We start from the raw sequence: 14,237 nt of genomic DNA, 5'->3' as shown, positions 1-14,237 counted from the left end.
CGATCCCCGGGTCGCGGGGCGGGGCGCGGCCCGTCGCGCCGGCGGGCTCCCCGGTCGGGAACGGCGGGCCCCGTCGGCGACGGCTGATCCCCGGTCCGGAACGGCGGGGCCCCCCCGTCGGCGACGGCTGATCCCCGGTCGGGTCGGGAACGGCGGGCTCCCCGTCGGAGACGGCACATCCCAGGTCCCGGACTCCCCGGTCAGAACAGGGGCGGCGGAAGCACTCCCTCCAGGGCGAGCAGGATCCGCTTGGTCTCCACCCCGCCCCCGAAGCCCCCGATCCCGCCGTTGTTCTCCACCACCCGGTGGCAGGCCACGACCAGCGGCAGCGGGTTCGACCCCATGGCGTTGCCGACGGCCTGGGCGGCCCCCGGCTGCCCGACCCGGGCGGCCAGCTCCCCGTACCCGACGACCGAGCCGTAGGGGACCGAGCGGTCCAGCTCCATGAGCACCTGGCGGTTGAAGCCGGAGCTGAGCCGCCAGTCCAGCGGCAGCTCGAAGCGGCGCGACGCACCGGCGAAGTACGCCCGCAGCTGGCGCACCGGCTCCGCGAGCAGCACCTCCCGGCCCGGCTCCGGCCGCAGGGCGTCGGCGCCGAGCCGGGAGACCAGCGAGCCGATCATCCGGTCGACCCGCTCCGGCTCGGCGTGGAATTCGACCCGGACCAGACCCTCGGGGGTCGCGGCCAGGAGCAGGGGGCCGATGTCGCTCGGGAGAACGGTCCATTCGAGGTGCGGCCCGCGGGGCCGCTCGGTGCTGTCCACGCTCCCACCGTACGGCGCGCCGCCGACGGCTCCCCTCCCCGGCGGACACCGCCGGCCGGGCTCAGAACCCGAGCACGGCCTCCCGTACGACGTCGGGCGCGTTGGTGATGATCCCGTCCACGCCCATGCCCTGGACCTTCCGGGCGGTGGCCGCATCGTCCACGATCCAGGTGTCCACCTCCATGGCCTTGCCGTGGGCGCCCCGCAGGCCGTGCACGGCGGCGACCCAGTCGGCCGAGATGGTGGTGTGCCACGGGTTGATCCGGTCGGTGAACTCCGCGTAGCGCGGCAGCTCCGCCACGGTCGGGGTGCCCAGGAAGGCCGTCACCAGGTCGGGCCGCAGGCCGTGCACGATCTTGACGGAGTCGGCGCTGAAGCTCTGCACCACCAGGCGGCGCGAGACGTGCTCCTCGTCGAGCCAGCCGGTGTCCTCCAGGAGCCGGAGGGTCTCCCCCTCGATCCCCGGGTAGAGCTCCGGCTTCTTGATCTCCAGCAGCAGGCTCTGCCGGTTGTCCTGGACCCGTTCCATGTACTCCCGCAGGGTCGGCACCCGGGCGCCCGCGAACCGCGGCGCGTACCAGCTCCCGGCGTCCAGTCGGGCGATCTCCGCCGCCGTGAAGTCCTTGACCCGCCAGGGCTTGCGATCGGGGAACACCTGCTCGACATCCGTGGTGCGGGCCAGGGTGTCGTCGTGGACCACCACCAGCTCCCCGTCCTTGGTGCGCTGGACGTCGTTCTCCACCCAGTCGATCCCCAGCCACATCGCCAGGTCGATCGCCTCCAGGGTGTTCTCCGGGGCGTACGCGGAAGCCCCCCGGTGGGCGTACACGACGGGTCCCGACGCGCCGGCGGCCCCGGATCCGGCGCTGGGCCCGGGCGGGGCCGCCGGCGCGGCCGGCGGCGACGCCCCGCCGGCCGCCGCGGTCGCCGAGCCCAGCACGGTGAGGGTGAAGCCCAGGAAGGCGGCGGCGGCCGCCGCGGCGGGTCGGACGAGGTGCATGTGCGTTCTCCTCGGATCGTGAGCCCTGCTCCTGCCTCAAACGGGTACGGAGCGGCAGACGTTGCGGCGACGCACCCGCTGGGTACCGACGGAGAGCCACGCCACGGCGATCATGGGGTTGAAGATCACCACCGCGCCACCGAACTACGACAAACGGACCAGACCGCACCCGCTGTCAGTGGGGGGCCGTACGGTTGACCCATGCGGCCCGTATCGAAGATCGAACGCACGGGGCGGCCCTTCGAGGTCGTCAGCTCCTACCAGCCCAGCGGTGACCAGCCCACGGCCATCGCCGAGCTGGAGAAGCGCGTCCGTGCAGGTGAGAAGGACGTCGTACTGCTCGGCGCGACCGGCACGGGCAAGTCGGCGACGACGGCCTGGATGATCGAGAAGCTCCAGCGCCCCACGCTGGTGATGGCGCCGAACAAGACCCTCGCCGCCCAGCTGGCGAACGAGTTCCGCGAGCTCCTGCCGAACAACGCCGTCGAGTACTTCGTCTCGTACTACGACTACTACCAGCCCGAGGCCTACGTACCGCAGTCGGACACCTACATCGAGAAGGACTCCTCGATCAACGAGGAGGTGGAGCGGCTGCGCCACTCCGCCACCAACTCGCTGCTGACCCGGCGCGACGTGATCGTCGTCGCCTCCGTGTCCTGCATCTACGGCCTCGGCACCCCGCAGGAGTACGTCGACCGGATGGTCCCCCTCCGGGTCGGCGAGGAGATGGACCGGGACCAGCTGCTGCGCCGCTTCGTCGAGATCCAGTACACCCGCAACGACGTCGCCTTCACGCGCGGCACCTTCCGCGTGCGCGGCGACACCATCGAGATCTTCCCGGTCTACGAGGAACTGGCCGTCCGCATCGAGATGTTCGGCGACGAGATCGAGGCGCTGTCCACCCTGCACCCGCTGACCGGCGAGGTCATCAGCGAGGACCGCGAGCTGTACGTCTTCCCCGCCAGCCACTACATCGCCGGCCCCGAGCGCATGGAGAAGGCGATCGCCGGCATCGAGACGGAGCTGGCCGAGCGCCTCGCGGAGCTGGAGAAGCAGGGCAAGATGCTGGAGGCCCAGCGCCTGCGCATGCGCACCACCTACGACCTGGAGATGATGCGCCAGATCGGGTCCTGCTCCGGCATCGAGAACTACTCGCTGCACATGGACGACCGTGCGCGCGGCACCGCGCCCCACACCCTCATCGACTACTTCCCCGAGGACTTCCTCCTCGTCATCGACGAGTCGCACGTCACCGTCCCGCAGATCGGCGCGATGTACGAGGGCGACGCCTCCCGCAAGCGGACCCTGGTCGACCACGGCTTCCGGCTGCCGTCCGCGCTGGACAACCGGCCGCTGAAGTGGGAGGAGTTCCAGAAGCGGATCGACCAGACGGTCTACCTCTCGGCGACCCCCGGCGCGTACGAGCTCTCGCGCGGCGACGGCTTCGTCGAGCAGATCATCCGTCCCACCGGCCTGATCGACCCCGAGGTCGTGGTCAAGCCCACCGAGGGCCAGATCGACGACCTGGTGCACGAGATCCGGGCGCGCGTGGAGAAGGACGAGCGGGTCCTGGTCACCACCCTCACCAAGAAGATGTCCGAGGACCTCACGGACTACTTCCTGGAGCTCGGCATCCAGGTCCGCTACCTGCACAGCGACGTGGACACCCTGCGCCGCATCGAGCTGCTGCGCGAGCTGCGGGCCGGCGAGTACGACGTCCTCGTCGGCATCAACCTGCTGCGCGAGGGACTCGACCTGCCCGAGGTCTCGCTCGTGGCGATCCTCGACGCCGACAAGGAGGGGTTCCTGCGCTCGGGGACCTCCCTCATCCAGACCATCGGTCGCGCCGCGCGCAACGTGTCCGGCCAGGTCCACATGTACGCGGACCGGATCACCCCGGCGATGGAGAAGGCCATCGACGAGACGAACCGGCGCCGCGAGAAGCAGGTCGCCTACAACACGGCGCACGGCATCGACCCGCAGCCGCTGCGCAAGAAGATCAACGACATCGTGGCCACCATCGCCCGCGAGGAGCTGGACACCGAGCAGCTGCTCGGCTCCGGCTACCGCCAGGAGGGCAAGGGCGCCAAGACGCCCGTCCCGGCCCTCGGCGGCAAGGCGGCGAAGGCCGCCAAGGGAGCGAAGGGGGCCAAGGCCGCCGAGACGCCGACCGACCGGCCGGCCGCGGAACTGGCCTCGCTCATCGAGCAGATGACCGAGCGGATGCGAGGAGCGGCCGCGGAGCTCCAGTTCGAGGTCGCGGCCCGGATCCGCGACGAAGTGGGCGAGCTGAAGAAGGAGCTTCGTCAGATGAGGGAAGCGGGTCTCGCCTGACCCGGAGGCTGTCAGTAGGGTTGGGCACAGCCGCAGGTACACGCTGCGCACCCGTTATCGGGGCGGGCTATGGAGAGGGGACAGCGCGTGACGGTCAACATGACCAAGGGTCAGGCCATCAGTCTGCAGAAGGCGGACGGCGGCACGCTGACCGCGGTCCGCATGGGTCTGGGCTGGCAGGCGGCCAAGCGCCGCGGCCTGTTCGGCTCGCGGACCCGGGAGATCGACCTGGACGCCTCGGCGGTGCTCTTCGCCGACAAGCAGCCCGTGGACGTCGTGTTCTTCCGGCACCTGCAGAGCGACGACGGCTCGGTCCGGCACACGGGCGACAACCTCGTCGGCGGCGTCGGTCAGGGCGGGGACGACGAGGCGATCCTCGTGGACCTCCAGCGCGTACCGGTGCACATCGACCAGATCGTCTTCACGGTGAACTCCTTCACCGGCCAGACCTTCCAGGAGGTGCAGAACGCCTTCTGCCGCATCGTCGACGAGACCAACGGCCAGGAACTGGCCCGCTACACCCTCGACGGCGGCGGCCAGTACACCGCGCAGATCATGGCGAAGGTGTCCCGGGACGGTGCCGGTTGGAAGATGACGGCCCTGGGCAACCCGGCCAACGGCCGGACCTTCCAGGACCTGATGCCGGCGATCCTGCCGCACCTGTAAGTCCCGTAGGCACCGCACAAGAGAAGAAGAAGGCACGGGGGAGGGCTGCACGATGACGGCCGAACTGGTCCGGGGGCAGAACCACCCCGTGTCCCGGAGTCGGGTGGAGGTCAGGGTCTCGGCGGGCACACCGCTGCTCGCCCTGGCCTCGCTGGCCGACGAACAGGGCCGGTTCGCCGGCGACGGGGTCCTGGCACACCCCGGCGCCCCGGACCTACCCGGAGTACGGGCGCCCGGGGCGGTGGCCGACCGGCACACCCTCGCCCTCGACCTCGACGCCGTTCCGGCGCGGGTCCACCGGATCGGCGTGCTCCTCGTCCTCCCGCCCGGCGGAGCGCCCCGCTTCGGCTCCGTCCCGGCCCCGCACGTCGCGGTGGCCGAGGAGGCGGGCGGCCCCGACATCGCCGGCTTCACCCTGACCGGGCTGGACGCCGAGACCGCCGTGGTGGCCCTGGAGCTCTACCGGCGCCAGGGTGCCTGGAAGGTCCGGGCCGTCGGCCAGGGCTACGCCGCCGGGCTGGAGGCCCTGCTCACCGACGGGGGACTGCCCGCGCCGCAGGCCTCCGGGCTGGCCTCCGCCGCGCTGGGCCTCGTGCCGTCCGGGGACATCACCCTCGCCGCCCTGCCCACCGCGCCCGCGCCCACGGTCCCGCGCGGACTGCGCGCCCCGCGGGACCCCGAGTCCACGCCCCGGCAGCCCACCCCGCCGCCGGACCCGATCCCGGTCGCCGGCGCCCCGTACTCCGGTACCGCCGGGTCCGCTCCGGGCGCCGGGGACGGCGCCGACACGGTCGTGGGGGGCCCGCCCACCATCGACTACGCCCACCCGCGCCGCCGCCGCACCAGCACCGAAGCCCCCGAGCCCGCACCCCGGGCCGCGCCGGCCGCCGAACCGGGACAGCCCCCGCGCCCCGTCGCCGGGGACGCGAGCGGCTGGTCCATGGACGAGCGCCTCTACAACCAGGTCTGGGGCATGTTCGAGGACCTGGCCCGGACCGTCGCCGCCTACCGCAGCGCCGTCGAGTTCGCCGACCAGCGCCTGGACCGCGAGCTGGACGCGGCCCTGTCCGACCCCCGCCACCGCCTCGGCGGCGCCGACGGCGGAGCCCGTGACGTCGCCCGGGCCCGCCACGACGACCTCGTCGCGCAGGCCCGCGCCGTCCTCGACCGCGACCTCGCCCAGCTGGTCGCCGAGTCCGAGGTGGTCGAGCCCGCCCTGCCCGGCGCCTACGCCCGCTGGGACAACCCCGTCTGGCACGGCGGCCCGGCGACCGGTACGCCCGAGGAAGGCCCGCTCGCCCTGCGCCTGGGCGACCTGAGCCTGCCCGAGCGACCCGACCTGCGGATCCCCATGCTGATGCGGCTCCCGCTCGAACGCGGCCTGTGGATCGACAACGGCCGCACCGGCTCCGAAGCCGCCATGACGATGGACACCGACCGGCTGCGCCGCGCCGCCATGGACATGGCCGTCGCGCACGTCGTACGGGTCCTCGCGGTCCAGCCCGCCGGGCAGCTCTCCGTCCACGTCATCGACGCGGCCGGGGCGGGCGCCGCCTCCCTGGCCCCGCTGGTGCGGGCCGGGGTCTTGGCCGCGCCGCCCGCCGCCGGCGCCGCCGGGGTCACCCGGACCCTCGCGGAGCTGACGCGGCGCGTGGACCTCGTACAGATGGCCCTGCGCGCCGGCGCGCCCGAGGACCTGCCGCCGGACGTGGACCGGGCCGAGCAACTGCTCGTCGTGCACGACTTCCCGCACGGCTTCGACGACCGGGCCGTCACCCAGCTCCGCTACCTGGCCGACGAGGGCCCCGCCGTCGGGGTGCATCTCCTGATGGTCGCTGACCGTGACGAGGCCTCCGCGTACGGCCCGTTGCTGGACCCGCTGTGGCGCTCGCTGCTGCGGCTCTCGCCCGTCCCGGACAGCCATCTCGCCGATCCGTGGGTCCACCACTGCTGGACCTTCACCCCCGACCTCCCGCCGCAGGGCAGCGCCGTCCTGGAACAGACCCTGGCCCGGGTCGCGGCGTCCCGACGCGGGGGTCGATGACCATCGTCTGACCCGTTCTTGGGATTCCCTTTACCTTTACCGCCCGCGGCGGGTAGTCTGGTGCGTGCGGAGGGGAGTATTCCTGCACCCCTGTACGGCGTACCCGTCAATACGGACAGTCACTGTCCCGGGGCGTCGGCCCACGGCCTCCAGGTCGTCCGGGTGGAAGAGACCTCCGGCAGCGATGACGCTGACGAAGTGCTGAGCCATCCGCCGGAGGCGTGTTCACCATGGAAGTTTCCTGGGCCCTATGGGCTGCGACCATTCTCGGTCTGTCCCTTCTCATCGGCGCCGATTTCTTCATCGGCCGCAAACCGCACGACGTCTCCATGAAGGAGGCGGGCATCTGGACGGTCGTCTGGATCGCCCTCGCCGGAATCTTCGGCCTCGGCCTGTGGTTCTTCGGGAACGGCCAGGCCTCCCAGGAGTTCTTCGCCGGGTTCATCACCGAGAAGTCCCTGAGCGTCGACAACCTCTTCGTCTTCGTCCTGATCATGGCGAAGTTCGCGGTGCCCTCCCAGCTCCAGCAGCGGGTCCTGCTCATCGGCGTGCTGATCGCCCTGGTCCTGCGCGCGATCTTCATCGCCGCCGGCGCCGCGATCATCACCAACTTCTCGTGGGTCTTCTACATCTTCGGCGCCTTCCTGATCTACACCGCGTGGAAGCTGATCCAGGAAGCCCGCAAGGACGAGGAGGACGAGGAGTTCGAGGAGAACCGCCTCCTCAAGTCCATCGAGAAGAAGTTCGGCGTCGCCGACCGCTACCACGGCACCAAGCTCTTCATCCGGAGCAACGGAAAGCGCATCCTGACCCCGCTGATGGTCGTCATGCTCGCGATCGGCACCACCGACGTGCTGTTCGCGCTGGACTCGATCCCCGCGATCTTCGGCCTCACCCAGGACCCGTACATCGTCTTCACGGCCAACGCCTTCGCCCTGATGGGGCTGCGCCAGCTGTACTTCCTGATCGGCGGCCTGCTCAAGAAGCTGGTCCACCTCAGCTACGGCCTGTCCGTGATCCTCGGCTTCATCGGCATCAAGCTGGTCCTGCACGCCCTGCACGAGTCCGGGGTGCACGTCCCGCAGATCTCCATCCCGGTCTCCCTGGGCGTCATCTGCGGCGTCCTGGTCATCACCACCATCACCAGCCTGATGGCCTCCAAGAAGCAGGCGGCGGCCGAAGCGGCCGCCGCCGGCCCGGAGACCAAGAGCGTCGACGCCTGATTCCCTCGGGCCCCAGGGTCCTACGCGGGGGCGGCCGCTTCGGTCGCCCCCGTTCCCGTGCCCGCGCCCCGGTCCGCACGGGCCCGGGCCAGGACCGGATGGGTCTCCGGGAGCAGCGCGAAGCAGCCCAGGCTGACCAGCGCGATCACCGTCAGGTACACGGCCACGCCCCACGGCGGCCCCGACCCGTCCGCCAGGGCGGTCGCCACGAGCGGGGTCAGGGCGCCGCCCAGCACCCCGCCGAGGTTGTAGCCGACGGCCGCGCCCGTGCAGCGGATCCGCGGGGCGTACAGCTCGGGCAGGTACGCGCCCACCACCGCGAACACCGTGACCATCCCCAGCAGCGCCCCGACGCAGCCCACCGTGATCAGCAGGGGCTCGCCCGTCCGCAGCAGGGCCACGAAGGGGAACATCCACAGCGCGCAGGCCGCGCTCCCGGCCAGGCACAACGGTCGGCGCCCCCAGCGGTCGCCCAGCACCGCGACCAGCGGGGTGGCCAGGCCCTTGACGAGGATCGCCGCCATCACGCAGGTCAGCATCACCGTGCGGTCCACCCCCAGGCGCCCGGTGGCGTAGGCGAGGGACCAGGTGGTGACCGCGTAGAAGACGGCGTAGCCGACCGCCATCGCCCCGGCGGTCAGCAGCAGCAGTCGCCAGTGGTCGCGGACCACCTCGGTGAGCGGCGCGTCGGCCCGGCGGTCGGTCTCGGTCAGCGCGCGGAACTCCGGGGTCTCCTCGACGGCCCGGCGCAGCCACAGTCCGACCAGCGCCAGCAGGCCCGCGCCCCAGAAGGGCACCCGCCAGCCCCAGGAGGTGAACTGCGCGTCGCTGAGGGTGCCGGACAGGACCAGCACCAGCCCGTTGGCCATCAGGAAGCCGACGGCGGGCCCCATCTGCGGGAAGCTCGACCAGAGCCCGCGGCGCCGCTCGGGGGCGTGCTCGGCGGTCAGCAGCACCGCCCCGCCCCACTCCCCGCCGAGCCCGAGCCCCTGGAGGAAGCGCAGGGCGAGCAGCAGGAGGGGCGCGGCGATCCCGATGGAGGCGTACGAGGGCACGCAGCCGACGGCGACGGTGGCGACGCCGGTCAGCAGCAGCGAGCCGAGCAGCACCGGGCGGCGGCCGTAACGGTCGCCGATGTGGCCGAAGACGACGGAGCCGAGCGGGCGGGCGAGGAAGCCGACGCCGAAGGTGCCGAAGGCGGCGAGGGTCGCGGCGAGCGGGGAGAACGAGGGGAAGAACAGCGGGCCCAGGACCAGGGCCGCGGCCGTGCCGTAGGCGAAGAAGTCGTAGAACTCGATCGCGGTGCCGGCGAGGGAGGCCGTGGCGATGCGCAGCATCGAGGGGGAGTCCGGGGAGGGGTGTTGGTGCATGGTGCAGCAACTACCCCGCCCCGTAATCCCAGGACATTCGTTCGGTCAGGTTCTACCAGAAGGAGTGCACGGCCCCTCGCGGCGTTGACGCGGGTCCGGCGGGGTCGCCGGCCGGGTCACCAGCCGCGCTCGCGCCATTCCGCGAGGTGGGGGCGCTCCGCGCCGATGGTGGTGTCGTTCCCGTGCCCCGGGTAGACCCACGCCTCGTCCGGCAGCCGCTCGAAGAGCTTGTGCTCGACGTCGTCGACCAGGCTCGCGAAGGCCTTCGGGTCGCCCCAGGTGTTGCCGACGCCGCCGGGGAAGAGGCAGTCGCCGGTGAACACGTGCGGGTGGCCGTGCGGGTCGTCGTAGACCAGCGCGATCGAGCCGGGGGTGTGGCCGACGAGGTGGCGCGCGGTCAGCTCCACCCGGCCGACCTTGATCACGTCCCCGTCCTGGACGGGGACGTCGGTGTCGACGGGAATGCCCTCGGCGTCGAAGGCGCCCGCGTACGTCCGTGCCCCGGTGGCCTCGACCACGGCCGCGAGCGCGCCCCAGTGGTCGCCGTGCTGGTGGGTGGTGACCACGGACGTGATGCCGTCGTCGCCGATCAGGCCGAGCAGCGTGTCCGCCTCGGCGGCCGCGTCGATCAGCAGCTGCTCGCCGGTGGCCCGGCAGCGCAGCAGGTAGGCGTTGTTGTTCATCGAGCCCACCGCGACCTTGGAAATCATCAGGTCCGCGAGTTCGTGCACGTCGGCCGGACCGCCGACCTTGACCGCTCCGCTGTACGTCATGTCTTCGATCCTAAGGGTGTCGGGGGGGGGTGGGGCGGGGGTGGGGACGAGGCGCTAGAGCGGGGGCAGCTCGGGGAGGGGGCCGCCTTCGATCAGCGTCAGGTGCGCGCCCCGGTCCCCGCGTCCGGCGAGCCAGCCGAGGAGTTCGGCGCGGGTGCCGGCCACCGTGAGGGGGGAGCCCTCGGCGGAGCCGGTGTGCCAGGCGGGTCCGGTGCCGTCGTACCCGAGCCACAGGGTCACGGGCGGGACCTCGGGGCGGCCCGACCAGCGGTCGGCGAGGAAGGCGATCTCGCGCTCGGCGAAGTCGTCGGGGAGGTCGGAGAGGCCGTGGCCGATGTTCAGGTCCACGTGGTGCAGCTCGATCTCGACCCAGCGCCGGAACGGCACGTTGGCGGCCAGATCGGTGACCCCGTTGCGCAGCTCGACCGTGCGGGACCAGTCCTGGTCGCGTTCGGTGGTGGCGAGGAAGCGGTCCCAGGAATCACGGAGGTCCGTGAGGTGTTCTTCCAGGGGTCGGCCGGCGTCGCGCTCGATGTCCGCGTCGCGCGCGGTGGCGCTCTCGTACATCGGTCGCCCCTCGAAGACGTTTACGAGAGCGTCCGCGTTGCGTGCGAGGTGGGCCAGGACGTGGCCCCGGCTCCAACCCGGAAGGTGTGACTCCTCTGACAGGGAGGCGTTGTCCAGTTTCGCGACCGCGTTCAGCAGTCGCTCCGTGGCCTCACGTACAGATCGCAGGTCGTGCACATGATCAGTCATGGAAACGAGCCTAGTGGGATCAGGGTCCCCACCACACGATCGGGTGAAGCGGTCCGCGTAGTGCCTTAAATCGAATGTGCGTGCTATACGCTCGGAAGTCCAGACCCACTCCATCGCAGAGGCGCCCCCCATACCCTGGGACTGGGGCCTGTGCCCCCGCTCTCTCAAGAAAGGTGCGGACCGGCGTGACCGACCGTCTCATCGTTCGTGGCGCTCGCGAGCACAACCTGAAGAACGTCTCGCTCGACCTGCCCCGCGATTCACTCATCGTCTTCACCGGACTCTCCGGCTCGGGCAAGTCCTCCCTGGCTTTCGACACGATCTTCGCCGAGGGCCAGCGCCGCTACGTCGAGTCGCTGTCGTCCTACGCCCGCCAGTTCCTGGGGCAGATGGACAAGCCCGACGTGGACTTCATCGAGGGCCTTTCCCCGGCCGTCTCGATCGACCAGAAGTCGACCTCGCGCAACCCCCGCTCCACCGTCGGAACCATCACCGAGGTCTACGACTACCTCCGCCTGCTGTTCGCGCGCATCGGCAAGCCGCACTGCCCCGAGTGCCGCCGACCCATCTCGCGCCAGTCCCCGCAGGCGATCGTCGACAAGGTCCTGGCGCTCCCCGAGGGCAGCCGCTTCCAGGTGCTGTCCCCGCTGGTCCGTGAGCGCAAGGGCGAGTTCGTCGACCTCTTCGCCGACCTCCAGACCAAGGGCTACAGCCGGGCACGGGTCGACGGGGAGACCATCCAGCTCTCCGAGCCGCCCACGCTCAAGAAGCAGGAGAAGCACACCATCGAGGTGGTCATCGACCGCCTCACCGTCAAGGACAGCGCCAAGCGCCGGCTCACCGACTCCGTCGAGACCGCCCTCGGCCTCTCCGGCGGCATGGTCATCCTGGACTTCGTCGACCTGGCCGAGGACGACCCCGAGCGTGAGCGGATGTTCTCCGAGCACCTCTACTGCCCGTACGACGACCTCTCCTTCGAGGAGCTGGAGCCGCGCTCTTTCTCCTTCAACTCGCCCTTCGGCGCCTGCCCCGAGTGCACCGGCATCGGCACGCGCATGGAGGTGGACCCGGAGCTGATCGTCCCCGACGAGGACAAGTCCCTGGACGAGGGGGCCGTCTCGCCGTGGTCGCTGGGCCACACCAAGGACTACTTTCAGCGGCTGATCGGCGCCCTCGCGGGCGAGCTGGGCTTCCGTACGGACATCGCCTGGGCCGGGCTGCCGCTGCGGGCCAAGAAGGCCCTGCTGTACGGCCACAAGACGCAGATCGAGGTCCGCTACCGCAACCGTTACGGGCGGGAACGGGCCTACACCACCGCCTTCGAGGGGGCCGTCCCCTTCGTCAAGCGCCGGCACTCGGAGTCCGAGAGCGACGCCAGCCGCGAGCGCTTCGAGGGCTACATGCGCGAAGTGCCCTGTCCGACCTGTGAGGGCACCCGCCTCAAGCCGATCGTGCTCGCCGTCACGGTGATGGACAAGTCCATCGCCGAGGTCGCCGCCATGTCGATCAGCGAGTGCGCGGACTTCCTGGGACGGATGCGTCTCGACGCGCGCGACAAGAAGATCGCCGAGCGGGTCCTCAAGGAGGTCAACGAGCGGCTGCGGTTCCTCGTCGACGTCGGCCTGGACTACCTCTCGCTCAACCGGGCGGCGGGCACCCTGTCGGGCGGCGAGGCCCAGCGCATCCGCCTCGCCACGCAGATCGGCTCCGGCCTGGTGGGCGTGCTGTACGTGCTCGACGAGCCGTCCATCGGCCTGCACCAGCGCGACAACCACCGCCTGATCGAAACCCTCGTCCGCCTGCGCGACATGGGCAACACCCTCATCGTCGTCGAGCACGACGAGGACACCATCAAGGTGGCCGACTGGGTGGTCGACATCGGCCCCGGCGCGGGCGAGCACGGCGGCAAGGTGGTGCACAGCGGCTCACTCAAGGACCTGTTGAAGAACCCCGAGTCGCTCACCGGGCAGTACCTGTCGGGCAAGCGGTCCATCCCGCTCCCCGACGTGCGCCGCCCCGTGGACCCGAGCCGCCGGCTCACCGTCCACGGAGCCAAGGAGAACAACCTGCGGGACATCGACGTGTCCTTCCCGCTGGGCGTGCTCACCGCGGTCACCGGAGTCTCCGGCTCCGGCAAGTCCACGCTGGTCAACGACATCCTGTACACCCACCTGGCGCGCGAGCTGAACGGCGCCCGGTCCGTGCCGGGCCGGCACACGCGGGTGGAGGGCGACGAGCTGGTCGACAAGGTCGTGCATGTGGACCAGTCGCCCATCGGCCGGACCCCCCGCTCCAACCCGGCCACCTACACGGGCGTCTTCGACCACGTGCGCAGGCTGTTCGCGGAGACGATGGAGGCGAAGGTGCGCGGCTACCTGCCGGGCCGCTTCTCCTTCAACGTCAAGGGCGGTCGCTGCGAGAACTGCTCCGGCGACGGCACGATCAAGATCGAGATGAACTTCCTGCCGGACGTCTACGTCCCCTGCGAGGTCTGCCACGGGGACCGGTACAACCGGGAGACGTTGGAGGTCCACTTCAAGGGCAAGTCCATCGCGGAAGTCCTGAACATGCCGATCGAGGAGGCGCTGGGCTTCTTCGAGGCGGTGCCGACCATCGCCCGCCACCTGCGCACCCTCAACGAGGTCGGGCTCGGTTACGTCCGCCTCGGCCAGTCCGCCCCCACCCTCTCGGGCGGTGAGGCCCAGCGCGTGAAGCTGGCCTCGGAGCTCCAGAAGCGCTCCACGGGCCGAACGGTCTACGTCCTGGACGAGCCCACGACCGGCCTGCACTTCGAGGACATCTCAAAGCTGATCAAGGTGCTGTCGGGGCTGGTGGACAAGGGGAACTCGGTGATCGTCATCGAGCACAACCTCGATGTCATCAAGACCGCCGACTGGGTCGTCGACATGGGCCCCGAAGGTGGCTACGGAGGCGGCCTGGTGGTCGCCGAGGGCACGCCGGAGGAGGTCGCCGCGGTGACCACCAGCCACACCGGCAAGTTCCTCCGCGACATCCTCGGCGCGGACCGGGTCTCGGACGCGGCGGTTCCCGCGCCGCGGACGGCGAGGAAGTCGGCGCCGGCCAAGAAGTCGGCCACGGCGGCCACGGCGACGGCGACCAAGAAGACGGCGACGGCGACGGTGACCAAGAAGGCCGCGGCGACCAAGAAGACCGCCGCGACGAAGAAGGCGGCGGCCACGGCGGAGAAGACCGCCGCCGCGGCCGAGAAGGCGGCCCCGGCCAAGAAGGCCACGCGCGCCCGCAAGGCGTAGGCCGGCCGACCACCTCGTACGAGCAGCCGGGGCGG

10 protein-coding genes are annotated in these 14,237 nt (G+C 71.2%); 5 read left to right on the top strand and 5 right to left on the bottom strand.

All coding sequences use genetic code 11. The features are described 5' to 3' along the window. Window positions 1-200: 200 nt before the first annotated feature. A complete protein-coding gene (locus ACIOD1_RS21885) occupies window positions 201-764 on the bottom strand; it encodes a methylated-DNA--[protein]-cysteine S-methyltransferase (protein ID WP_365624083.1) in 564 nt (187 codons plus the stop codon). Window positions 765-825: 61 nt separating this feature from the next. Next, on the bottom strand, window positions 826-1,764 hold the full coding sequence (locus ACIOD1_RS21880; RefSeq protein WP_365624081.1) for a glycerophosphodiester phosphodiesterase family protein: 939 nt from the start codon (window positions 1,762-1,764) through the stop codon (window positions 826-828). A gap of 201 nt (window positions 1,765-1,965) precedes the next feature. On the opposite strand from ACIOD1_RS21880, the gene uvrB reads away from it, so the two are divergent. From uvrB to ACIOD1_RS21860, 4 genes are all read left to right on the top strand, one after another. Next, complete coding sequence (gene uvrB / locus ACIOD1_RS21875; protein ID WP_365624079.1) at window positions 1,966-4,098, top strand: excinuclease ABC subunit UvrB; 2,133 nt, start codon at window positions 1,966-1,968, stop codon at window positions 4,096-4,098. Window positions 4,099-4,185: 87 nt separating this feature from the next. After that, entirely contained in the window at window positions 4,186-4,764 is a 579-nt protein-coding gene (locus tag ACIOD1_RS21870) for a TerD family protein (protein ID WP_365624077.1), read from the top strand. A gap of 52 nt (window positions 4,765-4,816) precedes the next feature. Then, complete coding sequence (locus ACIOD1_RS21865; RefSeq protein WP_401904033.1) at window positions 4,817-6,808, top strand: TerD family protein; 1,992 nt, start codon at window positions 4,817-4,819, stop codon at window positions 6,806-6,808. 230 nt (window positions 6,809-7,038) lie between these two features. Continuing rightward, the gene (locus tag ACIOD1_RS21860; protein WP_365624073.1) at window positions 7,039-8,031 is read left to right on the top strand and encodes a TerC family protein; all 993 of its coding nucleotides are present in this window, start codon (window positions 7,039-7,041) and stop codon (window positions 8,029-8,031) included. Window positions 8,032-8,051: 20 nt separating this feature from the next. Here the strand turns inward: ACIOD1_RS21860 and ACIOD1_RS21855 are convergent, their stop codons facing one another. From ACIOD1_RS21855 to ACIOD1_RS21845, 3 genes are all read right to left on the bottom strand, one after another. Further along, complete coding sequence (locus ACIOD1_RS21855) at window positions 8,052-9,401, bottom strand: MFS transporter (RefSeq protein ID WP_401904030.1); 1,350 nt, start codon at window positions 9,399-9,401, stop codon at window positions 8,052-8,054. 116 nt (window positions 9,402-9,517) lie between these two features. Continuing rightward, window positions 9,518-10,174 (bottom strand): MBL fold metallo-hydrolase, encoded by a 657-nt coding sequence (locus ACIOD1_RS21850; RefSeq protein ID WP_365624069.1) that lies wholly within the window; start codon window positions 10,172-10,174, stop codon window positions 9,518-9,520. Between the two features lie 54 nt (window positions 10,175-10,228). Next, window positions 10,229-10,930, bottom strand: coding sequence for a maleylpyruvate isomerase family mycothiol-dependent enzyme (locus ACIOD1_RS21845; RefSeq protein ID WP_401904027.1), 702 nt, complete (start codon window positions 10,928-10,930; stop codon window positions 10,229-10,231). Between the two features lie 185 nt (window positions 10,931-11,115). Here ACIOD1_RS21845 and uvrA point away from each other — a divergent pair, with 185 nt between their 5' ends. Further along, window positions 11,116-14,202, top strand: a complete 3,087-nt coding sequence (gene uvrA, locus ACIOD1_RS21840; RefSeq protein WP_401904025.1) for an excinuclease ABC subunit UvrA — start codon at window positions 11,116-11,118, stop codon at window positions 14,200-14,202. The last annotated feature ends 35 nt before the right edge of the window (window positions 14,203-14,237 follow it).

The organism is Streptomyces sp. NPDC088097 (genome assembly GCF_044741845.1).
GTDB lineage: Bacteria > Actinomycetota > Actinomycetes > Streptomycetales > Streptomycetaceae > Streptomyces.
The sequence above is the reverse complement of the archived record's forward strand: the minus strand, read 5'-3'. Positions and strand labels throughout refer to the sequence as shown.

What these genes read in the sequence shown, in the direction of transcription:
- ACIOD1_RS21880 (WP_365624081.1), bottom strand. Translation starts at nt 1,764, where the DNA reads ATGCACCTCGTCCGACCCGCCGCGGCGGCCGCCGCCGCCTTCCTGGGC.
- uvrB (WP_365624079.1), top strand. Translation starts at nt 1,966, where the DNA reads ATGCGGCCCGTATCGAAGATCGAACGCACGGGGCGGCCCTTCGAGGTC.
- ACIOD1_RS21865 (WP_401904033.1), top strand. Translation starts at nt 4,817, where the DNA reads ATGACGGCCGAACTGGTCCGGGGGCAGAACCACCCCGTGTCCCGGAGT.
- ACIOD1_RS21860 (WP_365624073.1), top strand. Translation starts at nt 7,039, where the DNA reads ATGGAAGTTTCCTGGGCCCTATGGGCTGCGACCATTCTCGGTCTGTCC.
- ACIOD1_RS21855 (WP_401904030.1), bottom strand. Translation starts at nt 9,401, where the DNA reads ATGCACCAACACCCCTCCCCGGACTCCCCCTCGATGCTGCGCATCGCC.
- ACIOD1_RS21850 (WP_365624069.1), bottom strand. Translation starts at nt 10,174, where the DNA reads ATGACGTACAGCGGAGCGGTCAAGGTCGGCGGTCCGGCCGACGTGCAC.
- ACIOD1_RS21845 (WP_401904027.1), bottom strand. Translation starts at nt 10,930, where the DNA reads ATGACTGATCATGTGCACGACCTGCGATCTGTACGTGAGGCCACGGAG.